General features: G+C 69.8%; 22 protein-coding genes. 12 read left to right on the top strand and 10 right to left on the bottom strand.

Annotated features, from left to right (window positions below):
* Positions 1-183 precede the first annotated feature (183 nt).
* Positions 184-1,149, bottom strand: coding sequence for an SH3 domain-containing protein (locus VF584_09210; GenBank protein HEX8210356.1), 966 nt, complete (start codon positions 1,147-1,149; stop codon positions 184-186).
* Between the two features lie 479 nt (positions 1,150-1,628).
* On the opposite strand from VF584_09210, the gene VF584_09205 reads away from it, so the two are divergent.
* Together VF584_09205 and VF584_09200 are read left to right on the top strand one after the other, a co-directional pair.
* Positions 1,629-2,915, top strand: a complete 1,287-nt coding sequence (locus VF584_09205) for an Ig-like domain-containing protein (GenBank protein ID HEX8210355.1) — start codon at positions 1,629-1,631, stop codon at positions 2,913-2,915.
* Positions 2,916-2,996: 81 nt separating this feature from the next.
* Positions 2,997-3,614: a hypothetical protein gene (locus VF584_09200; GenBank protein ID HEX8210354.1), complete on the top strand. Its 618-nt coding sequence runs from the start codon at positions 2,997-2,999 to the stop codon at positions 3,612-3,614.
* 123 nt (positions 3,615-3,737) lie between these two features.
* On the opposite strand, the gene pruA is transcribed toward VF584_09200, so the two are convergent.
* Positions 3,738-5,366, bottom strand: coding sequence for an L-glutamate gamma-semialdehyde dehydrogenase (gene pruA, locus VF584_09195; GenBank protein ID HEX8210353.1), 1,629 nt, complete (start codon positions 5,364-5,366; stop codon positions 3,738-3,740).
* A gap of 246 nt (positions 5,367-5,612) precedes the next feature.
* Between pruA and VF584_09190 the strand changes: the two genes are divergently transcribed.
* Together VF584_09190 and VF584_09185 are read left to right on the top strand one after the other, a co-directional pair.
* The gene (locus VF584_09190) at positions 5,613-5,837 is read left to right on the top strand and encodes a NifU family protein (protein ID HEX8210352.1); all 225 of its coding nucleotides are present in this window, start codon (positions 5,613-5,615) and stop codon (positions 5,835-5,837) included.
* 144 nt (positions 5,838-5,981) lie between these two features.
* Positions 5,982-7,067, top strand: a complete 1,086-nt coding sequence (locus VF584_09185) for an Mrp/NBP35 family ATP-binding protein (GenBank protein HEX8210351.1) — start codon at positions 5,982-5,984, stop codon at positions 7,065-7,067.
* Between the two features lie 196 nt (positions 7,068-7,263).
* Here the strand turns inward: VF584_09185 and VF584_09180 are convergent, their stop codons facing one another.
* From VF584_09180 to VF584_09165, 4 genes are all read right to left on the bottom strand, one after another.
* Positions 7,264-8,133 (bottom strand): LiaF domain-containing protein, encoded by an 870-nt coding sequence (locus tag VF584_09180; GenBank protein HEX8210350.1) that lies wholly within the window; start codon positions 8,131-8,133, stop codon positions 7,264-7,266.
* Positions 8,126-9,268, bottom strand: coding sequence for a polymer-forming cytoskeletal protein (locus VF584_09175; protein HEX8210349.1), 1,143 nt, complete (start codon positions 9,266-9,268; stop codon positions 8,126-8,128). The genes VF584_09180 and VF584_09175 overlap by 8 nt, the downstream gene beginning before the upstream one ends.
* On the bottom strand, positions 9,258-9,890 hold the full coding sequence (locus tag VF584_09170) for a hypothetical protein (GenBank protein HEX8210348.1): 633 nt from the start codon (positions 9,888-9,890) through the stop codon (positions 9,258-9,260). Before VF584_09170 ends, VF584_09175 begins: the two co-directional genes overlap by 11 nt.
* Positions 9,891-10,037: 147 nt before the next feature.
* Positions 10,038-10,628, bottom strand: coding sequence for a sigma-70 family RNA polymerase sigma factor (locus VF584_09165; protein ID HEX8210347.1), 591 nt, complete (start codon positions 10,626-10,628; stop codon positions 10,038-10,040).
* A 149-nt stretch (positions 10,629-10,777) separates the two neighbouring features.
* On the opposite strand from VF584_09165, the gene VF584_09160 reads away from it, so the two are divergent.
* From VF584_09160 to VF584_09125, 8 genes are all read left to right on the top strand, one after another.
* Positions 10,778-11,515 carry a class I SAM-dependent methyltransferase gene (locus VF584_09160; protein HEX8210346.1) on the top strand — a complete coding sequence of 246 codons (738 nt, stop codon included), beginning with the start codon at positions 10,778-10,780 and terminating at the stop codon, positions 11,513-11,515.
* Positions 11,515-11,790 carry a hypothetical protein gene (locus VF584_09155; GenBank protein ID HEX8210345.1) on the top strand — a complete coding sequence of 92 codons (276 nt, stop codon included), beginning with the start codon at positions 11,515-11,517 and terminating at the stop codon, positions 11,788-11,790. Before VF584_09160 ends, VF584_09155 begins: the two co-directional genes overlap by 1 nt.
* A gap of 147 nt (positions 11,791-11,937) precedes the next feature.
* The gene (locus tag VF584_09150; GenBank protein ID HEX8210344.1) at positions 11,938-13,425 is read left to right on the top strand and encodes a menaquinone biosynthesis decarboxylase; all 1,488 of its coding nucleotides are present in this window, start codon (positions 11,938-11,940) and stop codon (positions 13,423-13,425) included.
* 118 nt (positions 13,426-13,543) lie between these two features.
* Entirely contained in the window at positions 13,544-14,455 is a 912-nt protein-coding gene (locus VF584_09145) for a UbiA-like polyprenyltransferase (protein ID HEX8210343.1), read from the top strand.
* On the top strand, positions 14,452-15,081 hold the full coding sequence (locus VF584_09140) for a flavin prenyltransferase UbiX (protein ID HEX8210342.1): 630 nt from the start codon (positions 14,452-14,454) through the stop codon (positions 15,079-15,081). Before VF584_09145 ends, VF584_09140 begins: the two co-directional genes overlap by 4 nt.
* Before the next feature lie 48 nt (positions 15,082-15,129).
* On the top strand, positions 15,130-15,612 hold the full coding sequence (locus VF584_09135) for a metallophosphoesterase family protein (GenBank protein HEX8210341.1): 483 nt from the start codon (positions 15,130-15,132) through the stop codon (positions 15,610-15,612).
* A gap of 202 nt (positions 15,613-15,814) precedes the next feature.
* The gene (locus tag VF584_09130) at positions 15,815-17,380 is read left to right on the top strand and encodes a M28 family peptidase (GenBank protein HEX8210340.1); all 1,566 of its coding nucleotides are present in this window, start codon (positions 15,815-15,817) and stop codon (positions 17,378-17,380) included.
* Between the two features lie 527 nt (positions 17,381-17,907).
* Positions 17,908-18,063: a hypothetical protein gene (locus VF584_09125; protein ID HEX8210339.1), complete on the top strand. Its 156-nt coding sequence runs from the start codon at positions 17,908-17,910 to the stop codon at positions 18,061-18,063.
* Between the two features lie 64 nt (positions 18,064-18,127).
* Here the strand turns inward: VF584_09125 and VF584_09120 are convergent, their stop codons facing one another.
* The 4 genes from VF584_09120 to VF584_09105 all read right to left on the bottom strand — a co-directional run bounded on the left by VF584_09120 (position 18,128) and on the right by VF584_09105 (position 22,273).
* Positions 18,128-18,580, bottom strand: a complete 453-nt coding sequence (locus tag VF584_09120) for a hypothetical protein (GenBank protein HEX8210338.1) — start codon at positions 18,578-18,580, stop codon at positions 18,128-18,130.
* Entirely contained in the window at positions 18,577-19,647 is a 1,071-nt protein-coding gene (locus VF584_09115; GenBank protein HEX8210337.1) for a metallophosphoesterase, read from the bottom strand. Before VF584_09115 ends, VF584_09120 begins: the two co-directional genes overlap by 4 nt.
* A gap of 88 nt (positions 19,648-19,735) precedes the next feature.
* On the bottom strand, positions 19,736-20,818 hold the full coding sequence (locus VF584_09110; protein HEX8210336.1) for a GIY-YIG nuclease family protein: 1,083 nt from the start codon (positions 20,816-20,818) through the stop codon (positions 19,736-19,738).
* 186 nt (positions 20,819-21,004) lie between these two features.
* Positions 21,005-22,273 carry a hypothetical protein gene (locus tag VF584_09105; GenBank protein HEX8210335.1) on the bottom strand — a complete coding sequence of 423 codons (1,269 nt, stop codon included), beginning with the start codon at positions 22,271-22,273 and terminating at the stop codon, positions 21,005-21,007.
* Positions 22,274-22,297 lie beyond the last annotated feature (24 nt).

Below are 22,297 nucleotides of genomic sequence, written 5' to 3'. Positions count from 1 at the left end.
GGCGCGCGCCGGTGGCAAGATCAGAGCCGCCTCCTCGAACTCCTCGCCGCGCTCCGGCCTCTCGGCACGCGCAGTAGATCCCTCGCTCCGCGCCAGGCATCGGCGGCGCGGCGAGGACGGGGAGGCGCGTCGCTCAGGATGACAAAAGGAAGGGGCGCGCGACGGCGCCCGCTCCGCCGCGACTCAGCCGCAGCGCCGCGCCAGGGTGCGTACGAGGGTGGCGGCGCGAGCCTTGTCCGCGCCGGCGGAGGCGTCCACGGTGCGGCCGAGGGCGGCGATGCGGTCCGCCTTCACGGTGTAGTCCGCGCCCGTCTTTGTGCAGAACCGCGCCTCGAGACCGCGCGACTGCTCTTCCACCCAGCCAAGCACTTCCACCATCCTCCGCAGCGCGGCCGGTGCGTGCGCGCCGCGCGGGTACAGCGACAGGTAGCGCGCCACGGTGATCTCCGCGAGGCCGAAGAGGCAGGTCGGGTCCCCCTCGCACTCGCCGGGGAGCTGCTGGGTGGCCGCCTCCCACGCAATCGCCTCGCCGATCGGCAGAGCGCGATACCGCCTCTGCAGCGCCCAGAAGGCGTCGGCGGTGACGTACCACTGCCCCTGCGGCTCACCGTACGCGATCTCGCTGCTGTCCGCGCGGATGCGGCCGTCGCGCAGCGGGCGCGCGTCGGAGCCGCCCTGCGACGTGCGCGCGTGCTCGTCCAGCGCCTTCTGGAGGGCGCGCAGGCGCAGCAGCCCGAGCTCGCCCCTGGCCGCGGGCGCTGCGGCCGCGGCCGCCGCATCGGTGAGCACGTTCACCAGCCGCGCGCGGGTGGCAAAGGGCGCCTGCTCCTGCGCCACCGAGCGCGCCGTGATCCTGCGCAGCGCCGGGAGCGGGTTCGCCGCGTCGTACGGCACCGTCAGGTCGCGCCGCACCCACCCGCGCGCGCCATCTGCCGTGCGCACGCGCACCCACTCGCCCGCGGCGGCACCCTCCACCGTCAGCGGCATCGCGATGTCCAGGGTGCGCACGGCCGCCCCGGTCGCGGCGGGGGTGGCGCGGAGCCGCACCGCATCCAGCGTCGCGACGCGCGCCTGCGCCGCCAGCGGTACGGGGGCGAGGACGAGGAGGCACAGCATCCACGCGCGCGGGCCGAATCGTGCTCGAAGCATGGTGTCCAGGTGTTGAGATGGGAGCCGCGGAACGCTCTGCACGAACGGATAGCCGCTCGGTGCGCCATGCGCAACGACGCAGCAGAAACTCGAAGGCCCCCGAACGCCAAAAAGGACTGCACGCGGTCGGCGCACGAAAACACGTGTGGGTTTTCCGCATGTCCGGCTTCATCGCGACAGCCTTCATGCATCCCGGGCGGTGCGGTGCGTCGGAGTCCCACCGCGCCCGGGCACGCCGTAGATGATCTTGCGGTACGGCGCACGCGTCGCGGCCCACGGGAGCTCCGTCGTGCTGGAGAGTCCGCCTGTTTCAGAGGCAGCTTGTGCGCACCGCCGCCGCCAATTACTATCCCGTTGTTATTGCTCCGCAGTGTGGCGCCAAACATGTGCACGGTCCTTCTCCGCGTGCTGACTGAACCCCCGGGTACATTTCCCGCCGGACCCGGCCGGCTACGTCAACCTAGACCCTGAGGACGTGTATGTTCCGCAATGCAGGAAAGTGGTTCCCCGTCGCGCTGCTGGCGATCGGGATGGCCGCCTGCGACGAGTCGCCGGTGACCCTCCCTGACCTCCCCGAAGCGACTTCGTTCGCGAGCACGCCCGCCGAGATTCGCCTGGTGGTGGGTGGAACGGCGACGATCCCCGCACAGGTGCTGGACCAGAACGGTCAGGTGATGACGAACGCCCAGGCGGTGTTCGTCTCGCAAGATCCGTCGGTGGCGACGGTCGATGCCAGCGGGACTGTGCGCGCCGTGTCGCCGGGCACCACCAACATCACGGCGACGTTCGGCCAGGTCACGGCGACCACCCGCATCATCGTGGCCCGCAACGAGAGCGCCTTTATCCGTACTCTCGACGTGGCGGGCGACTCCGTGGTGATCGACGTGAACAGCCCGCCGGTCGAGCTTCTGGTGCGTTCCTTCACCGCGGGCGGTGTGTCGACGTGCCCGAACCTGACCATCACCGCGACGGATCGCACGGTGGCGAACGTCACCCAGGGGTTCAACCCGTGCCGCCTCATCATCCGGGGGAATTTCCCCGGGCGCACCATGGTGACCGTGTCGGCCGAGGGCGTGTCGGACAGCGTGCGGGTGATCGTGGCCGCCGCCAACTCGAGGGCGAACTTCGTCAATCCGGTCACGCAGGCTCAGGCGGGCAGCACCGTTCCGTACACGGTGCGGGTGACGGATGAAGCCGGGAATCCGATAGCCGGGACCACGGTGAACTTCGACGTTACCGCGGGCCGCCTTTCGGCCACCAGCGTAGTGACCGACGCCAACGGCAACGCCACCGTGCAGTACACGCTGCCGACCAACCTCCGCGACGCGGGGAGCTTCCAGACCATCTCGTTCGCCACCACGCTGCCGAACGGCGCGGCGATCACCCGGTCGGTCAGCGTCAACGTGACCCCGGGACCGACCGCGACCCTGACGCTGCAGCTGCTGGCCGATCAGTTCAGCGGCAACGCTACGCCGATCACGGGGAGCTCGATTTCGGCGCGCGTCAACACGACGCTGTTCATCGGCGCCACCGGTGAGGACCAGTTCGGCAACCGCACGAACGAAGACCTCACGTTCGCGGTGACCCCGCCGGCTGTCCGCACCTGTGGCGACAACTTCGCCTTCCCCCCGGGCGGCGGCCCTGCGATCGAGTACACGTGCATCCGCTCGTCCACGACCGGCACGTCGACCTTCACCGCGACGCGCCCAGCCACGGGCAGCCAGCCCGCGGTGTCGCGAAGCGTGAGCGTCGTCTTCACGCCCTGAGACATACTCCGGTGTCCCTCGGGCGGGGCGCTCTGCCCCGCCCGCATGTAGCGAAGCCAACCACTCTCGTCACGGGAGTTCATGAAACGCTTTTTCGGTGTGCTCGCACTCGTGTGTGTAGCGAGCACCGCTTCGGCGCAGAGCGCGCTGCGGATCAACACCTCGCTGGGATCGTTCACGCCCATGCTGCCGGTGATCGCGGTGGACGACACGCGGAATCCGGACGTGGAGCTGGAGTCGGCGACCGCCACCACGCTGGAGCTGGGGTACGCGGCGCGGTCGTGGGCCACGCTGTACGGCGGCCTCACCTACGCCCAGCCGCGGCTGGTTCTGAGCGGCGCCCTGGAGTCCAACCAGGTGAACGGCGCCTCTTCTCGCACCAACATCCTCATCCCCACTGCCGGCGTAATGCTGTCGCGCCAGTTGGGCCGGACCTCGATTCGTCCGAGCGCGCGCCTTGGGATCGGGGTGAAGAGCTACAAGTTCGACCTGGCCGAGCAAGACGACCGGGTAGGGAACCTGACCGGCGACCTGGGGCTCGGTCTCTCGGCGGGCGAGGGTCCGGTGACGATGACGGCGGAAGCGCGCTGGCTTCCCAGCACCTTCAACGCGCGCTCGCTTCCGATCCGCGCCACCGGCAACACGGATCAGCAGCAGAACGACTGGATCTTCCAGCTGGGCTTCCGCTTCCGCCCCTGAACGGCTGGCCAGGGTTGAGAACGTGAGCCGTTCCGAGTTCAGGGAGCGGCTCGAAGGTGAAGCAAGAAACCTCCCCTCCGGCGCGCGACGCCGGAGGGGAGGTTTCTCTTCCGCCACCAGAAGCTACTCCGCGTCCATGAAGGGGTATTCGAAGCGCTGCGCCGGCGCCAACGTCTCCTTGATGGCGCGCGGGCTGATCCAGCGCACCATGTTGAGCACGGAGCCCGCCTTGTCGTTGGTGCCGCTCGCGCGCCCGCCGCCAAAGGGCTGCTGGCCGACGACGGCCCCGGTGGGCTTGTCGTTGATGTAGAAGTTGCCGGCGGAGTTGCGCAGCCGGCGGTCGGCCTCCACGATCGGCTTGCGCTCGTTGGAGAAGACGGCGCCCGTGAGCGCGTACGGGGTGCCGGCGTCCACCACGTCCATGATCCGCTCCCAGTCGCGCTCCGGGTACACGTGCAGCGCGAGCACCGGGCCGAACACCTCCTCGCACATCAGCCGGTAGGCGGAATCCTCCACCTGCACCAGCGTGGGGTCGATGAAGTAGCCCTTCGAGTCGTCCGAGGTGCCGCCGTGGATGATCTCGATCCCCTTCGATTCCTTGGCGTGCTGGATGTAGCCGGTGATCTTGTCGAACGCCTTCCGGTCGATCACCGCGCCCATGAAGTTGCGGAAGTCGCGCACGTCGCCCACGCGGATCTTCGACAGCATCTCCACCGTCCGCTCGCGCACCTGCGGCCAGATGGAGTCCGGCACGAAGACGCGCGACGCGGCGCTGCACTTCTGGCCCTGGTACTCGAAGCCGCCGCGCACGATGGCGGTGGCGAGCGCGTCTACGTCGGCGCTGGCGTGGGCCAGGATGAAGTCCTTGCCCCCCGTCTCGCCCACCAGCCGCGGGTAGCTCTTGTACGACGCGATGCGTTCCCCCACCGTCTTCCAGAGCGTGTGAAAGACGGATGTGGAGCCGGTGAAGTGGATGCCGGCCAGGTCGCGGTGCGCCACCAGGATGTCGGTGATCGGCCCCGGGTCGCCCGGGATGAAGTTGATGACCCCGTCCGGAAGCCCGGCCTCCTGCAGGATCTTCATGATGTAGTAGTTGCTGTAGACCGCCGCGTTGGACGGCTTCCAGAGCGCCACGTTCCCCATCATCGCCGGCGCGGTGGGGAGGTTCCCGCCGATGGCGGTGAAGTTGAACGGGGTGACGGCGTAGATGAACCCCTCGAGCGGGCGGTGGTCCATCCGGTTCCACATCCCGGGGCCGGACACGGGCTGCTCGCTGTAGATCTTTTCGGCGAAGTGGGTGTTCCAGCGCCAGAAGTCGATCAGCTCGCAGGCGCTGTCGATCTCGGCCTGGTACGCCGTCTTGCTCTGCCCCAGCATGGTGGCGGCGTTGAGCACGGGGCGGTAGCGCGTGGCCAGCAGCTCCGCGGCGCGCTGGAAGACGGCGAGACGGTCCTCCCACGGCCAGTGCATCCACTCCTTCTGCGCCTCGCGCGAGGCGTGGATCGCCTGGCGGACCTCGTCGGGCCCTGCCTTGTGGTACGTCGCCAGGACGTGCCCGTGGTCGTGCGGCATCACCTGGCGCTCGGTGTTGCCGGTGCGGACTTCCTTGCCCCCGATGATGAGCGGAATCTCGATCTCTTCCCCCGCCATCCGCGCCAGCGCGGCCTTGAGCTCGGCGCGCTCGGGGCTCCCGGGGGCATACGACAGCACCGGCTCGTTGCGCGGAGCTGGAACCTGTGTAACGCTGTTCATGCGAGGTCTCCTGGTGGTTCGGAACTGAAGTGCTGAGTGCTAAGTGCTAAGTCCTAAGTAATACGCACTCACGCACTCACGCACTTCTCTGTTCAGCACTTAGCACTCAGCACTTAGCACTTTCCGCGCACAAGCTACTCCCCGGCCGCCCCCTCCGCCACACCCGCCCGGCTTGACCCATTTACCGGCTGTGGGGTACATTGGCGTGCAGGGCGCACCGCTCACCCAACCGGCCGCGGCATGACCATCGTCGAGCAGATCGAAGACACTCTGGACACCATCCGCCCCGCCCTGCGCGGCGACGGCGGAGACGTGGAGTTCGTGGGATACGACGACGCACAGGGCGTGGTGCAGCTCCGCCTGATGGGCGCGTGCAGCTCGTGCCCGATCTCGACGATGACGGTGAAGCAGGGGATCGAGCGGCGGATCAAGCAGGTGATTCCGGAAGTCCGCGAAGTCCAGGCGGTCTGAACGACGCCCGCACAGACGATAGCCGGCGCTCGCATGGGCGCCGGCTTTTTAACAGAAGTGCGTGAGTGCGTTGGTGCGTCGGTGCGCTTGCCCGTACCAACGCACTTCCGCACTCATGCACTCACGCACTTTTTTTCAGTTCCTATGACCAACGAACAGCGTGACCAGGTCCTCCGGCGCGTCGCGGCGGCCCTCACGCGGGTGATCCACCCCACCACCGGCGAGGACGTCGTCTCCTCCGGCCGCGTCCGCGAGCTGGACGTGGGCGAGGACGGGCTGGTCCGCTTCCGCTTCGCCCTGCAGGCCGACGACCCCGGGACGCTCGTGCGCCAGGCCCGCTCCGCCGCCGAGCGCGTGGAGGGGGTGGAGCGCGTCAAGATCGACATCTCGCTCCCCGCCACGGGAGCGCCGATGAAAAAGGGCGCCGCGCGCGCCGGCACCGTCCCCGCGCCGACGCCGAACTCGGGGCTCCTTCCGCGGGTCAAGCGCATCATCGCCGTCTCCTCCGGGAAGGGCGGGGTGGGGAAGAGCACCGTCGCCGTGAACCTGGCCGCCGCCCTTGCGGCCGGCGGCAGGCGCGTGGGGGTGCTGGACGCGGACGTGTACGGCCCCAACGTCCCCATCATGTTCGGCGAGACGCGACAGCCGCACGTGACCGACGACAAGAAGCTCCTGCCGCTGGAGGCGCACGGCGTCCGCCTGATGTCGCTCGGCTTCCTCCTGCAGCCGGACCAGGCGGCCATCATGCGCGGCCCCATGATCGCCGGCATCCTGAAGCAGTTCATCGAACAGGTCGAATGGGGCGAGCTGGACGTGATGATCGTCGACATGCCCCCCGGCACCGGCGACGCGCAGCTCTCCCTGGTGCAGACGCTCCGCCTGGACGGCGTGGTGATGGTGACCACCCCGCAGGACGTCTCCACCGGCGACGTGCTGCGCGGCATCAAGATGTTCGAGAAGACCAACACGCGCGTCCTTGGCGTGGTGGAGAACATGAGCGGCTTCATCTGCCCCTGCTGCGGCGAGCGCTACGAGATCTTTGGCCGCGCCGGCGGAACGCGCCTCGCCGGCCAGACCGGCGTCGAGTTCCTGGGCGACGTTCCCCTGGAGATGCGCGTGCGCCAGGGCGGCGACTCCGGCGTCCCCGTCGTCGTCTCCGAGCCCGATTCCCCCGCTGGCCAGGCCCTCCGCAAAGTCGCCGCCCGCGTCGCCGCGCTCGTGGAGGCGTGACAGTTACCGGCGGACGAAGCGCCGGGGGCTGAAGCCCCCGGCTGAAACGACGGGAAGGCGGCTAAAGCCGGCTCGAGAAACGCGGCAACAGACCCGGAGCACCTGGACGCGGGCCGCGGCGAAACGCAAACCCCCTCCCCAGGCAGTTTTGGGGGAGGGGGATGCATCGCGGAGCGACGCTGGGGGAGAGTGCCCCTCAGTCGATCCAGTCCACCTCGATGGAGCCGAGGGCGGCTTCGATTTGGATGTCCAGCTTGCGGGGGGCGCGCTCGTAGCCGCGCGAGTACCACGCGTTGCCGCGCTTCACCATCCCATTGCTGTCGAAGGACGCCAGGAAGGACTCCTTTACGATCCGCACGCCGACCGTGCGCGGAAGGCGCAGCGTCACGGAGCCGAGCCCCATCTTGACCGTGGCCCGCGCATCGCGCGTCCACGCGCCGCCGAAGTCCAGCGTCGTCTCGCCGACGCCGCCCTCGAAGTCGATGCGCTGGGTGCGCGCGTTGGCCAGGCCGGTCACCACCAGGCTCGCGGCGCCCGCCTCCAGCGTCACGGCGCGGGCCGCGGTGCGGTTGGGGCGGTCGAAGCTGATGCGCGTCTCGCTGGCGCCGGTGGAGATGTCCAGCTCCTCCAGCGCGAGCCCGCCCAGCTTCACGTCCGCCTCGCCGGCGCCGAAGGACAGCTTCAGCGACATGGGCACGGCGGGGGTGAGGGCGATGTCGGCGCGGCCCTCGCCGCGGCTGTCCTCGCGGTTGTTGCGGCCCTTCCGGCCCTCCGCCCCCAGGCGCAGCCGGCCCGTGCGGCGGTCGTACGAGGTGACGGGGGAAGCCGACTGGGCGTCGTAGCGCATCTCCATGCGGTAGAGCAGGTTGCCGCGCTCCGGCTGTACCCGCAGGCGCCCGGCCCCGTACTCCACGTCCACCGCCAGCCGCCGCTCCCCCGCCACCTGCCGCGCGGACGTCATCGTCCGCCACGTCTGCTGCGCCCAAACCGGGAGCGCGATGGCGGCGAGGAGAGCCGCGGCGCCGGCAGCCCGGCGCACGCGAGGGCCGGCGATCCGCTCAAACACCGGTACCGCTCCCACCCGCCGGCCCATCGAAGATCGGGTCGTAGTCGCGCGTGCGGCGCCACTGCCACTGCCCGCCGGCGCCGGCGCGCGTCAGGAGGAGCGCCCCGATCCCCACCGCCGCGGCAAACGCGAGCCCCATCTTCGCCAGGAACTCCAGCAGCCCGCCGGCGAAGCCCAGGAAGACGGTCATCTTCAGCAGGTTCGCGGCGATCAGGGGGGCCAGCATGACCGCCAGGCCGGTGAAGACGTACGCGTACGAGTTGCGGTACTGCGCGTCCCAGTTGCCGCGCCGCTCGGCCGTGCGCTCGCCCAGTGCGTGCGCCACCGCCACCAGCCCGAACGCCCCGGCCGCCATCACCAGGATGGGGAAGAGCGGCAGGAAGACCAGGAGGAGAGGGATGCCGATGAGGGTGAGCACCAGGATCACGCCCCCCACGACGTACGCCGGGAAGATCAGGAAGCTGGTGGCAACCCCCAGCGCGCCGGCCCGCAGCGTGTCCGCCCTCACGGAGTCGCTCACCCGGTCCAGCCGCGGGTGTGCGTAGAAGACCGCCGCCGCGCCGATGCCGGCCAGGAGCAGCCCCAGCGCGATGGTGGAAAGAAGCCCCGAGAGCCCGTCGCTGAACTGCCCCAGGAAGCTGCGGTTCTTCATGCGCAGGCGTCCGTCGCCGGCGGTGCGGCGGCCGGCCATGCGCTCCTCGCCGCCCTCCACCCGCATCTCGCCGAGCACGCGCCCGTGGTGGTTCACCAGCCGCCCGCCGAGCACGCGGGCGTCGCCGTTCACCACCCCGGCGTTGTCCAGGTCCCCGCCGCTCACCTGCACGCTGCCGCCCACGGCCGCGCCCCGCACGATGCGCAGGTCGCCGCCGACGACGGTGACGTTCCCCTGCACGCGGCCCCGCACCTCCAGATCGCCGCCGGTGACCACCACCTTTCCTTCCACCACCTCGTCGGGCCCGATCTCCACGTCGCGGCCGACCACGATGCGGTCGCCTCCGCGGCGGATCTCGGCGGCGGGGCGGGCGCCGGCCTCGAGCGTGTCCTGGGCGGGCACGGCGTGCGCCGTTCCCAGCAGCGCCGCGAGCGCGGCGAATGCGACGGCCGCGAACCCGCGGTTCATCCGATCAGTGTGCATGAGTCAGTTCCCCTGTCGGGGTCCGAAGGAGTCGAACCATCGCCCATCCGGAGACGGGTATCGCAAGTAGCGCCATCAAAACGACGGCCAGCAGCCCCGCGTACCCGCCCGGCATCTGCCCGCCCTGTTCCACCACCCACCGCGCCGCATCGCTGCGCAGCGTCCACTCCGCCGCGCGGACGGTGGTGCCCCACACCGTCTCGGCCACCCACCCGCGCCCGATGGCCCACAGCGACCCCGCGTTCACGCCGGGGTGCGAGAACACCCAGGCCAGGAAGGGGACGAGGGGCGCCAGCGGGGCGAGCACCGCCGCGAGCACCAGCATCCACCCGCGCCGGGTGGCGGGGAGCCAGCGGCGGCGCGCCTTGGCCGTGCTCGCCTCCGGCGCTTCGGCCGGAAGGAGCACGCGGGCCATCACCGCGTCCGCGAATGTGGCGGACGGGGCGAAGCGCGGGAGCGCGGCGAGCGCCGAGATCACGGCCCTCGATGCTTCCAGCTCGGCCGTGCACAGCGCACACTGGGCCAGGTGCGACTCGGCGCGGGCGCGCTCCATCTGCGAGAGCGTGCCCTCCGCGAGTTCGTCCAGCGTCCAGTGTTCAAGGTGTGCGGTGTTTTGCGTCACGGTGTCCTCGTCAGCAGCGGCTTGCGTTCATGTTGGGGCCTACGGGAGTAGATGGAGCTGAGTTTCAAAACTGCGAGTGCTAAGTCCTAAGTCCTAAGTCCTGGGGCGGCCGTTCAGCACTTAGCACTTAGCACTTAGCACTTCCGTTCATACCCGTAAGTGCTCGAGCTTCCCTCTGAGTTCATGTCGCGCGCGGTGGATGAACGTCTTCACCGTGCCGAGCGGGAGGCTCATGATGTCGGCGATCTCCTGGTACTCGCGGCCCTCCACGTGGCGCAGCAGGATGGCCGTGCGGTACTCCGGGCGAAGGGCGCCGATCGCGCCCTCGATCGACTCGCCCAGCTCCTTGGCCTCCAGCAGCTCCTCGGGATTCTCGTCGTCGCTCGCCACCGTGATGGTGGAGGCTTCGATCTCGTCCGGGGTTACCGCATAGCGCGATCCGTCTATCGAGACCGTCGCCACTTCCTTCTTGCGAATGTGGTCGATGGTCAGGTTCGTGGCGATCTTGAAGATCCACGAAGAGAATTTGTACTTCGGGTCGTAGCGGCCGATGTTGTTGAAGACGCGGACAAACGTCTCCTGCGCCAGGTCTTCCGCCTGCTCGCGGTCGCGAAGCATGCGGTAGACGAGGGAAAACACCGGGCGCTGGTAGCGCCCGAGCAGCTCGCGGTATGCCTTCTCACTCCCTTTCTGGGCGAGGGCGACGAGCTCGTGGTCCGTAAGCGCGGTTGCGATCAACGTAGGAAACGGGGTGAAAACCGTACCTCCTTGCGATGGGTACGGCATCCTCCGGCGGGAAGTTTCAGGCGCGGCGTGCGGCCTTGCTGGCGACCGGGGCGGGGGGTACCTTTCCGCGTCTATTCTACACCCGCGAGCCCATTTACGGTATGCCGCAGACCCCCGTCCGCCCTTCGGTGCTTCCGGCCAGCGAGGAGAAGGCCGCGCACGTCCGGCGGATGTTCTCGTCCATCGCGCCGCGCTACGACCTGCTCAACCACCTCCTGTCGCTCAACATCGATCGGGTGTGGCGGCGCCGCGCGGTGGACCGGCTGGGGTGGGAGCGCAACCCCGCGGGCACCTACCTGGACACCTGCGCGGGGACGCTGGACCTGTCCGTGGAGCTGGCGCGCCGCCCCGGCTTCACCGGGCGCGTGGTGGGGAGCGACTTCACCTACGCCATGCTGGAGCACGGTACGGACAAGCTGGCCGCGATCCCCGTGGAGCCCGCCTGCGCGGACGCGATGCTCCTTCCCTTCGCAGACGAGGCGTTCGACGGCGCCACGGTGGGGTTCGGGGTGCGCAACCTGGCGGACCTGGACGTAGGGCTGCGCGAGACGGCGCGGGTGCTGAAGCCGGGGGCGCGCTTCGTGATCCTGGAGTTCACCACGCCGGGGTGGCAGCCGTTTCGCGGGCTGTACCTCTTCTACTTCCTGCGCGTGCTGCCGGCGGTGGGGCGGCTGGTGTCGAAGCACGACTCGGCGTACACGTACCTCCCCGAGTCGGTGCGCCAGTTTCCGGAGCCGCCGGAGCTCGCCGCGCGAATGGAGCGCGCCGGCTTCGCGGACGTGGGCTGGACGACGCTCTCCGGCGGGATCGCGGCGCTGCACTGGGGAACGAAGCGCTGATGCCGCGCGCCCTCCAGGTCTTCGCGATGACGCTCCTCCTGTCGTTCATGGGGTGCTGCGTCGCGTCCGCGCTCCTGCAGCTCATCGCCCACACGCGGCACTCGCGCGGCGGGCCGGGCGGTCTGGGGTCGATGTGGAAGCCGGAGGGGAAGTTCGACGACGTGGGGGTGTACCAGATGCGTCTGGCGCGCAAGCTCCTGCTGGTAGGCGCGGTGGCGTACCTGTCGTACGGGCTGGTGACGATGATCGCGCACCAGGTGGACGTGCGGGGGTAACAGGCCCTCACCCCCCGGCCCCCTCCCCCGATAACAGGAGAGGGCTGCGCCCTCGCCGTTATCGGGAGAGGGGGGGAACCGCTGGGCAAGGCGTTCGACCTCGCCTTTGCGTTTGTGGCGAACGGATAAAGGAAAGCAGGCATAGATATGGTGTATCAGAACCTCAGGGATTTCCTCCGCTTCCTGGACCGCACGGGGCAGCTCGTGCGCATCCAGCGGCCCGTCTCCGTGGACCTGGAGATGGCGGAGATCACCGATCGCACGATGAAGCTTCCCGGCGGGGGGCCGGCGCTCCTGTTCGAGCGGCCGGTGCTGATGGATGGCACCGAAAGCCCCATCCCCGTGGCCATCAACATATTCGGGTCGTGGCGCCGCATGGCCGCGGCGCTGGGGGTGGACGACGTGGAGGTGCACGCGCGCCGCATCGCCGAGCTGGTGAAGCCGGAGATCCCCAAGGGGCTGTGGGGGAAGATGGCGATGCTCCCCAAGCTCGCCGAGTTCACCAAGGTGCCGCCGCGGCCGTACAAGGGCGCGCCTCCCTGCCAGCAGGTGATCCTGCGCGAGGGCGAATTCGACCTGACGCGCTTCCCCGTGCTCAAGACCTGGCCTCACGACGGCGGGCCCTTCATCACCCTCCCCATGGTGGTGACGTCGGACCCGGAGACCGGGATCCAGAACATCGGGATGTACCGGATGCAGGTGTTCGGGCCGACCTCGACCGGGATGCACTGGCAGCGGCACAAGGGCGGCGCCGCGCACTACCGCGCCTGGAAGCGCACCCGCGGCGGGCGCATGCCCGTGGTGGTCGCGATCGGCGGGGACCCGGCGACGATGTACACGCCCAGCGCGCCGCTGCCGCCGGGGATCGACGAGTACCTGTTCGGCGGCTTCCTGCGGCGCGACCCGGTGCGCACCTGCAAGGCCATCACCGCCGACCTCACCATCCCCGCCGAGGCGGAGATCGTGCTGGAGGGGTACGTGGACACGGACGAGGAGCTCCGCATCGAGGGGCCCTTCGGCGACCACACCGGCTTCTACACGCTGGAGGACCCGTACCCCACCTTCCACGTGACGACCGTCACGCTGCGCGAGGAGCCGATCTACCCCGCCACGCTGGTGGGGCGCCCGCCCGTGGAGGACGTGTACCTGGGCGGCGCCACGGAGCGGATCTTTCTTCCGCTCGCGCGCTTGACGATGCCGGAGATCGTGGACTACCACATGCCTCCCGAGGGCGTGTTCCACAACCTGGTCTTCGTCTCCATCCGCAAGGAGTACCCGGGGCACGCCTACAAGGTGATGAACGGCCTCTGGGGGATGGGGCTGATGTCGCTCGCCAAGGTGATCGTGGTGGTGGACGAGGGGATCGACGTGCGGAACACGCAGGAGGCGTGGTGGTACGCGCTCGGCAACATCGATCCGGAGCGCGACGTGAAGTTCACCAAGGGCCCGGTGGACGACCTGGACCACGCGGCGCAGAACCCGTCCTTTGGCAGCAAGATGGGGATCGACGGCACGCGGAAGTGGGCCGAGGAGGGCTTCACCCGCCGCTGGCCCGAGATGATCGAAATGTCAGCCGACGTGAAGGCGCACGTCGATGGCATCTGGGCGCGGCTCGGCATTGAGCCGATCGACTGAAACAGCTGGTTTCACACAGAGCCGCAGAGGGGTACGGAAAGAACACAGAGGCAATCGGCGACCTCTCCTCTTTTCTCGCGGTTTTCTCTGTGTCTCTGTGTGAGGCCGCAGTTCAAGGATGACAGTGACCGAGCGCATCATGGAAGGCCAGCACGTCCGCGGGCGCGGGAAGGTGGCCGACCTTTCGAACCTGGTGAAGCTGCCGCACACCATCTTTGCGCTGCCGTTCGCGCTGGTGGGGGCGACGCTGGCGTCTTACGAGCACTCCGTTCAGGTTGCGGACGTGTTCCTGATCCTGACGGCGTTCACCTCTGCGCGGTTCGCGGCGATGGGGTTCAACCGGATCGTGGACCGCGCCATCGACGCCAGGAACCCGCGCACGATGATGCGCGAGATCCCTGCGGGGAAGCTGTCGGTGGGTGAGGCCGCGACGGCGGTGGTGGTCGCGAGCGGGATCTTTTTCCTGTGCGCCGCGCTTCTAAACCCGCTCTGCCTGATGCTGGCGCCGCTCGCGCTGGGGTGGATCCTCTTCTACTCGTACACGAAGCGCTTCACGCGGTGGGCGCACCTGGTGCTGGGGTTCGCGCTCGCCATCGCGCCGGTGGGGGCGTACCTCGCGATCGCGGGGGAGTGGAGCCGGCCGGCGGGGGCGCTGCTGGCACTGGCGGGGGCGGTGCTGTGCTGGGTGGCGGGCTTCGACATCCTCTACTCGCTGCAGGACATGGAGTTCGACCGGGCGGAGGGGCTGCACTCGGTGCCGGCGGCGCTGGGCGCCAGGGGAGCGCTCGCGGTATCGAGGACGCTGCACGTGCTCTCGACGGCGCTCTTCGTGGCGCTCGGGTTTCTGGTGCCGGGGCTGGGGACGCTGTACTTCGCGGCGGCGGCGGTGATCGGAGTGATGCTGGTGTACGAGCAGAGCCTGGTGCGCGCCGATGATTTCTCCAGGATAGACGCGGCGTTCTTCAACGTGAACGGCGCCATCTCGGTCGTGTTCTTTCTGATGGTGCTCGCGGAAAGGGTGCTCGCGTGAGGGACGCGCCGGTCGTCTTCGGGATCACGGGCGCGTCGGGTGCACCGTACGCCGTGCGCCTGCTGCGCGCCCTCAACGATTCCGGGACGGCGGTCCGGCTGATCGTCTCCGGCTACGGCCTGCGGCTGCTGGCGGAGGAGACGGAGATCGACGGGATCGATGCCCTGCGCGCCGCCACGGGTGACTGGTCGCGGGTGGAGCTGTACGACTCGCTCGACCGCGGCGCCACGCCGGCGTCCGGCTCGGCGCCGTCGCGGGGGATGGTGATCTGCCCGTGCTCCATGGGGACGCTCGCCTCCATCGCGGCGGGGACTTCGCGCAACCTGGTGGAGCGCGCGGCGGACGTGGCGTTGAAGGAGCGGAGGACGCTCATTCTGGTGCCGCGCGAGACACCGTTCTCGCTCATCCACCTGGAGAACATGACCCGGCTGACCCGCGCCGGGGCCACCATCCTTCCCGCGGCGCCGGGGTTCTACAACCGGCCGAAGACGATCGCGGACCTGGTGGACTTCGTCGTGGCGCGGGTTCTGGATCATCTGGGCGTGGAGCACGCGCTGGGGCGGCGGTGGCGGAGCGGGGAGGACGGCGGGGAAGCAGGAACGGGGAGCGGCGAACGGGGGGCATAGGCGGAAAGCCTGTGCCCCTGCGTGCATCCATCAACGGCGGGTACGACCATGAAGATCGGGATCATCTCCGACACGCACGGGTTGCTGCGGAGCGAGGTGTTCGACGTGTTCGCCGGGGTCGAGCACATCCTGCACGCGGGCGATGTGGGCGCGGCCGACATCCTCGCCGAGCTGGAGGCGATCGCGCCGCTGACCGCCGTCTGGGGGAACACCGACAGCTTCGACCTGCGCAAGCGCGTGCCCGAGGTGGCGCACGTGGAGCTGGACGGCGTGCCGGTGGTGGTGCTGCACGGGATGCAGCTCGGCTCCCCCACGCCCGAGAAGGCCGCGGCGGCGTACAGCGGCGCGGGGCTCGTCGTCTTCGGCCACTCGCACAAGCCGGTGATCCGGCAGGTGATGGGGACTCTCGCCGTGAACCCGGGTAGCGCGGGTCCGCTGCGGTTCCGCGATCCCGTGACGGTCGCCCTCGCGGAGCTGGTGGACGGGAAGGTCACGGCGCGCCTCGTGGAGCTGGATCCCAAACGGAAGTAGGCTCGGCTTGCGCTCGGGCGGCGCGTCTGGTATTTCGCTGGGATCAAGTGCTAAGTGCTAAGTGCTAAGTGCTAAGTGCTAAGTGCTAAGTGCTAAGTGCTAAGTGCTAAGTGAAAAAACGCACTCACGCACTGCCGTTCAGGACTCAGCACTTAGCACTTAGCACTCCCCCCGTAGTGCGACTCTCCACCACAGGAGTACGATGAAGCGATCGGTCGCGTTCGTGATGGGTGCGCTGCTGGCGGGCTCGCCGGCGGCGGCGCAGGAGTGGACCTCCACCGACCCCGTCCTCCAGGGCATCTGGCGCGAGGGGATGTCGAACTCGCAGGTGGAGCGGCTGGCGCAGGTGCTCACCGACTCGCTGGGGCCGCGGCTTACCGGGTCGCCCGAGACGGCGAACGCGCGGCAGTGGGCGATCTCTACCTACCGCAACTGGGGGATCACCGCGCGCGAGGAGCAGTACGGCACCTGGCGCGGCTGGCGGCGCGGCCACACGCACGTCGACCTGATGACGCCGCGAATGCGATCGCTGGAGGGGACGATGCTGGCGTGGAGCCCCGGCACCAACGGTCCCGTCACTGCGGGCGTGGTGATGCTCCCCGAAGCCGCGGACTCGGCCGCGTTCCAGGCGGCGCTCTCGGCGGTGCGCGGCAAGTTCGTCCTCATCTCCGCCGCGCAGCCCACCTGCCGCCCGGACGAGAACTGGGTGAAGTGGGCGCCGCCCGGGACGTTCGAGCGGATGAGGGACCAGCGCACCGCAACCATGAACGCATGGGCGCGCCGCCTTCAGGCCACCGGCAGCACGGCGCGTGACCTGCCGCGGCGGTTGGAGCAGGCGGGCGCGGTCGGGGTCCTGACCAACCTCTGGTCGCAGGGGTGGGGGGTGGACAAGGTGTTCCAGGCCCGCACCGAGCGCGTCCCCACGCTGGACCTGAGCTGCGAGGACTACGGGCTCGTCTTCCGCATGGTGCAGAACAACCAGTCGCCCACGCTGCGGCTGGACGCAGGGTCGCAGTTCACGGGCGACGTGCCGGCCTCCAACGTCCTGGCGGAGATCCGCGGGCGCCAGAAGCCGAACGAGTACGTGATGATGTCGGCCCACTTCGACTCGTGGGACGCGGCCTCCGGCGCGACGGACAACGCCACCGGCACCGTGGTGATGATGGAGGCGATGCGCATCCTGCGGCAGGTGTATCCCAACCCGAAGCGCACCATCCTCTCCGGGCACTGGAGCGGCGAGGAGCAGGGGCTGAACGGGTCGCGCGGCTTCGTGGCGGACAACCCGCGCATCGTGGAGGGGCTGCAGGCGCTCTTCAACCAGGACAACGGCACCGGGCGCATCGTGCAGGTGTCGATGCAGGGGCTAACCGGGGTGGAGCCGTACTTCCGCCGCTGGTTCTCGCGCATGCCGGGGCTGCTGGTGGACTCGGTGCGCATCGACGCGCCGGGGCTCCCCAGCGGCGGCGGGAGCGACAACGCGTCGTTCATCTGCGCGGGAGCGCCGGGCTTCGGGCTGGGGTCGCTGTCGTGGGACTACGGCACCTACACCTGGCACACCAACCGCGACACGTACGACAAGATCGCCTTCGACGACGTGCGGCGGAACGCGACGATGGTGGCGATGCTCGTGTACCTGGCGTCGGAGGAGCCGGACAAGCTGCCGCGCGCACGGCTCGCGCAGCTTCCGCCGGACCAGCAGGGGCGGCCGCGCACCTGGCCCGTGTGCCAGCAGCCCACGCGCAGGGACCCGGCGAGCGCACCGCAGTAGGCGCGTTCCGGCCGGCTCTGGTGAGGTCGCGAGGATCGTTCTGGTGTCACGCGGAGGCGCAGAGACGCGGAGCAGAGGCGCGGAGAGATCTTCGCGCCCTGGCCGGCTCGTCTCACGCAGAGGCGCAGAAACGCAGGGAGAGAACAACAGAGAAAAGCTCACACAGAGGCAGAAGGAACTGAAAGCCACAGAGAAAACCTTTTGCGGTTCTCTCTGTGGCTCTGTGTCTCTGTGTGAGCCATGCAGTTGCAGTTCTCTCCTGCGTCTCTGCGCCTCCGCGCGAGACTTCCTTTTCCGGCTTTGCACAAACCTGGATGACGAATGGTATAATACCGTCTTGACAGAAATTTCTGTGCAATCTCAACGGATCAAGATGTCACGCAAAGCCGAGAAGACGCGAAGGAAAGACAACGGGAAGCCTTTCTTTGCGCCTTCGCGCCTTCGCGTGAGACCATTTCCTCCGATGCACACGGGTTCGTGAGAAACGGTATGCCATGATGGCGCAGAATCCGCTTGATCAGGATGAGATGACGACGCTGGAGGCCGAGTATCGCGAGGCGCTCCAGCGGCTGCTGGCGGCGCACCTGGTGGCGCTGGAGTGCCAGGCGGAGCTGGAGGATGTGATGCGGCGGGCGGAGGCGGTCCTGGGACGGGTGCGGCGGGAAGGAGGGGTCCGCGGGTGAAGGCGAAATTGTAGAGGCCCGGGGCACATCTGCGCTCCGGGCCTCTTCGTCCACGTACCCACGGTCACGGTGCGATCCGCTCCACCTTTTCCAGCGCGTGGAGCCCAATCTGGTACTCGAAGTATCGGTCAAACGGCCAATCTGGAACCACGGATGCGAGCTGCCCCTCCTCCTGGGTGTAGAGGTAGCGGGTGGAAACACGCAGGCGGTCGCCGACGCGCGGCCGGAGCGCTTCCACGGTCGCCGCCAGCTCGGCGGGGCGCACGGCGACCACTCGGTCGATGCTGTGCGGCCGCGAGGCGAGCAGCCCCACGCGATCCACGTAGAAGGAGTAGACCGACCCCTCCGGCGTGTTGTAGACGACGCGCACGATCACCTCTTCGTCCGCGAGTCCCACCCTGGCGGGGAGCGGCGCCCTATAGTCCCCGAGGAGGTCGCCGCACCCGGCCAGCGCAAGGAGCCCAACGAGCGCGCTGATGCGGCGGGCTGTACTCCGCGTTCGCGACGGCCGGCTCATGGCGCGGCGCCGCCGGTGGTGTCGGCAGGGGTGGCGGTGGTGTCGCGGCGGCCGTAGGCCTGGAGCAGCGAGTCGAGGTTGGCCTCGCCGGGGGCGGCGGCGGCGCGGGCGCTGTCGGCGGCGGCCTTGGTGTTGAAGCCGCGCAGCGTCACCATCGCCACCTCGGGCGGCGAGCCGAAGCGCACCGGGATGAAGCCGTAGCCCACGCCGCAGGTGATGAAGAGCGTGCTTCCCTTTACGCGAAAGATGCGGCGCTTGTCCGGCTCGGGGGTGCCGGGGTACAGCTCCGTGTTCACCCACGTCAGCCGCGGTGTGCCGGGCACCTCCATGCGGCCGCAGAAGGTGTGGCCGGTGAGGACGGCGGCGTACTTGTCCGTCGGCAGCGACAGGCCCGTGGCGGGGAAGTGGGCCAGCAGCAGCGGGGTGCGCGGGCCGCCCGGGATGCCGCCGTAGATCTCCGCCTGGCGCCACTCGGGGCGTCGCGGCGTATAGGGCTCCACCCCAGCGATGTACGCCGTGTCGCCGTTGCGGCCAAAGGGCGCGCGGGCGTTGCGCAGGACGCGCACCCCGTTGCGCTGCAGCGCCTGCACCGTGCGGATCTGCGCGCTGTCCGGCTCGCCGTCCGTGTCGTCGTCCTCGTCCGTGTGGCCGAGCACGGCGAAGACAGGGGTCCCCCGCAGCGGCGCCAGGATGCGGTCCAGCGCGGCGTAGTCGTCGCCGCGGGCCACGTAGTCGCCCAGCAGCACCACGACGTCCGGCTTCTCGGCGAGGGCACGGCGCACGGCGGCGGTGGCGACGCGCTCGTTGTCTGGCCAGAGGCCGAGCTGGAAGTCGGAGAGGGCGGCGATCTTCATCCCGTTCCACCCGGCCGGGAGGTCGGCGACTTCGATCTCCACCGGCGTGACGCGGACGTTCTCCGCGCTGGTGGCGCCGTAGATGGCGCGCGGGTCTTCCTGGCGTGCCGCGCTGTCCGAGGGCGCCAGCGCCGCCGCTTCGGGGCGCGCGTCGTCGCACGCCGGGAGCGCGGCGGCGATGAGGAGGAGCAGGGTGCGGAGGGTGCTCCGCATCTGGATGCCTTGGTCTGTGATGGTCAGGGGCCGCGCGCACGCGGTACGGCCCTGCGCGGGCGCAACGCGTGTGCCACCCGCGCGGAGCTCACGCGCTGAGCGGGACCGCATCTACGCGCTCGGGTGCGACGGTGGCCTCCAGCTCGCGTGGATTCATGCGGAACCAGCGCGCGATCAGGAGGATTTCGTCCACCTGGTGCTTGGAAACGAGCGCGCTGTTCGGCTCGGGCTGGCCGAAGTGCTCCTCCGCCAATCGCGCCAGCCGCCGCCGTTCCGCCTGCGAGTCCGGCGCCGAAACGACGGCGCGCACGGTGCCCCGCCGGATCAGGTAGACGCGGGGGTCCACGCCGCGCGCGCAGGGGACGCGATAGAGGAACGAAAGGGTGTCCAGCGCCTCGCGCAGGCGGGCGAACTCGTCGCGCAGGCGTTCCAGCCGTTTGATCCGCTCGCGAACGGCGGCGGCGTACTCGAAGTCCCACCGCTCCGCCGCGGCCAGCATGCGCGCGTTGAGCCACGCCAGCGGCTCGTCCGCATCGCCGTTGAGGAAGGAGCGCAGCAGGTTCACCCGCTTGCGGTACTCGGCCTGGGTGGTGAGCGCGGCGCAGGGGCCCAGGCACAGCTTCAGCTCGGCGCGGTGACAGCCGGGGGTGCGCTCGAAGGCGAAGAGGTCCGGCTGGTCCGAGAAGCGCATCGGCGTGGTGAGCGCGCAGTCGCGCAAGCCGAGCACGTCGTTGAGCTCGCGAACGGCCTCGATCACCCGGCGTCCGCCGCGGAAGGGGCCGTAGTAGGCCGCCCGGTCGTCGCTGACTGCGGCGACCACCGCCAGCTTGGGAACGGCCCCGCCGGTTAGCTTGAGGAAGGAGTAACGCCCGTCGCGCTTGTGCTGGACGTTGAGGCGCGGGCGGAAGCGCTTGATCAGCTCCAGCTCGCGCAGCAGCGCCGCGAACTCGCTCGGCTCGTAGTCCCACGCGACGGAGCCCGCCTCGTTGACGACGCGATAGCCCTTTTCCTCGGGGCGCGCGCGGAAGTAGGAGAGGAGGCGGGTGCGGATCTGCTTCGACTTCCCCACGTACACGATCTCCCCGTCCGGCGCCAGGAACCGGTAGGTGCCTGGGAAGTTCCGGGCGTCGCGCACGGAGTCGCGCAGGGGGTGTGCGGCGGGTTTGGGCACGCGGGGGCTCGATGCCGCGGAGAACAAAAACCGAATCGCGGCAAGATAGTGCGCGCGATGCGTTCGCGGAAGGGCGGAACGGAAGGGGCTCACACAGAGACACAGAGGGGCACCGAAAGAACAGCAAGAGGGTTTCTCTGCGGCTTGTAGTTTCCTCTGTGTTCTCTGTGTGAGGCTTTGCTGTTTTTATCTGGTGAGGGCGCGCTCCAGTTGGGTGGCGAGAGTGTCCGCAGCGGTGGCGAGCTCGGGGGGCTCGGCGGGCTGAGGCGCGGCGGGGGCGGCGCGGCGGGTGACGGCGTCGAGGAGGGCCTCGGCGGCGGTGCGGCCACGTGCGTCGGCGGCGATGGAGAGGGCGTGGCGGGCGGCGGACTCAGCCTTGTTCCAGGCGCCCATCGCTGCGGCGGCACGGGAAAGCGAGAGGATGGCGCGCACGGGTGGTGGCGCTTTGGGCTCGTCGCGCGCCGCTTCCCAGGCCTGCGTCCAGGCGTCGAGGAAGCCGTCCGCGTCGTGGGTGCCGGCGGCGGCGCGGGCCAGCTCGGAGAGTACGGCGAGGCGCAGGGGCCCCGCTTCGGAGTCGCGCTGCAGGGCGCGGAGGATGGGGAGCGCGCGGGTGAAGTGGCCGCCGGCGACCCAGTGGCGCGCCACGTCGAACGCGAGCCGAGTTGTGCGGGGGTGGTGCGGACCGTAGAGCTCCAGCGCCGTGGCGGCGAGGCGCACCGCCTCGCGCCGCTGTCCGCCTTCGGCGGCGGCCAAAAAGAGCTTGTGGAGTGCTCTTCCTTCCAGCTCGCGAAGAGTGTTTCTGTCGGCGGCGCGAAGTGCGCGCATGTAGAAGCGGCGAGCGGCCGCGAGGCTCCCGCGTCTGGCGTGGAGGGAGCCCAGGCCCAGGAAGGCGCGTGCGTAGGTCGCCCAGTCCCCCCGCTGCCGGGCGACGGCGACGGTGCGGCGGTACCAGGTCTCGGCGCGGGCCTCTTCGGCGCGGCGGCGGGCCAGGCGCGCCACCTCGTACGCGGCTTTGGCGTCCGTCGGATCCGCCATCGCGGACGCCTGCGAGAAGGCGAGGGCGGTGGACAGCAGGCCCCGCTCGTCGGCCCACTCGGCGACGGCGCGGCAAGCGGCGGCGATGCGCACCGGATCGCCCGACCCGGGGCTGGCGGCGAGCGCCTGCAGGTCGCGCACGGCGGGGGCGAGTTCTGGGGGAAGGGCCGGGGAGGGAATGGAGCGCGCCCCGCGCCGCTGGAAGAGGGCGGGGCGGACTTCGGGAGCCGCTTCGGACCAGAGCGTGGCGTCGCGGAGCGCCTGCCAGAGGATGACGCCACCCTCGCCGGGCACCTCGTCCAGCACGCCAAGCCCCTCGAACACTTCGGGGCCCTGCGTGAGCACCGGCGGGATGCGCCAGCGGCGCTGCGTCTTGCGGCGGGCGGGGCGAAGCTTGGGCTCGGTCGTGGGGGTGTGCATTTGGGCGCTCCGTCGGGGACACCG

The organism is Longimicrobium sp., assembly GCA_036389135.1.
GTDB lineage: Bacteria > Gemmatimonadota > Gemmatimonadetes > Longimicrobiales > Longimicrobiaceae > Longimicrobium.
This window is presented reverse-complemented; position numbering and strand designations above follow the sequence as displayed.

Coding starts and splice junctions, on each gene's coding strand:
- VF584_09210 (HEX8210356.1), bottom strand. CDS start 1,149: ATGCTTCGAGCACGATTCGGCCCGCGCGCGTGGATGCTGTGCCTCCTC.
- VF584_09205 (HEX8210355.1), top strand. CDS start 1,629: ATGTTCCGCAATGCAGGAAAGTGGTTCCCCGTCGCGCTGCTGGCGATC.
- VF584_09200 (HEX8210354.1), top strand. CDS start 2,997: ATGAAACGCTTTTTCGGTGTGCTCGCACTCGTGTGTGTAGCGAGCACC.
- pruA (HEX8210353.1), bottom strand. CDS start 5,366: ATGAACAGCGTTACACAGGTTCCAGCTCCGCGCAACGAGCCGGTGCTG.
- VF584_09185 (HEX8210351.1), top strand. CDS start 5,982: ATGACCAACGAACAGCGTGACCAGGTCCTCCGGCGCGTCGCGGCGGCC.
- VF584_09175 (HEX8210349.1), bottom strand. CDS start 9,268: ATGCACACTGATCGGATGAACCGCGGGTTCGCGGCCGTCGCATTCGCC.
- VF584_09160 (HEX8210346.1), top strand. CDS start 10,778: ATGCCGCAGACCCCCGTCCGCCCTTCGGTGCTTCCGGCCAGCGAGGAG.
- VF584_09155 (HEX8210345.1), top strand. CDS start 11,515: ATGCCGCGCGCCCTCCAGGTCTTCGCGATGACGCTCCTCCTGTCGTTC.
- VF584_09150 (HEX8210344.1), top strand. CDS start 11,938: ATGGTGTATCAGAACCTCAGGGATTTCCTCCGCTTCCTGGACCGCACG.
- VF584_09145 (HEX8210343.1), top strand. CDS start 13,544: ATGACAGTGACCGAGCGCATCATGGAAGGCCAGCACGTCCGCGGGCGC.
- VF584_09135 (HEX8210341.1), top strand. CDS start 15,130: ATGAAGATCGGGATCATCTCCGACACGCACGGGTTGCTGCGGAGCGAG.
- VF584_09130 (HEX8210340.1), top strand. CDS start 15,815: ATGAAGCGATCGGTCGCGTTCGTGATGGGTGCGCTGCTGGCGGGCTCG.
- VF584_09125 (HEX8210339.1), top strand. CDS start 17,908: ATGACGACGCTGGAGGCCGAGTATCGCGAGGCGCTCCAGCGGCTGCTG.
- VF584_09120 (HEX8210338.1), bottom strand. CDS start 18,580: ATGAGCCGGCCGTCGCGAACGCGGAGTACAGCCCGCCGCATCAGCGCG.
- VF584_09115 (HEX8210337.1), bottom strand. CDS start 19,647: ATGCGGAGCACCCTCCGCACCCTGCTCCTCCTCATCGCCGCCGCGCTC.
- VF584_09105 (HEX8210335.1), bottom strand. CDS start 22,273: ATGCACACCCCCACGACCGAGCCCAAGCTTCGCCCCGCCCGCCGCAAG.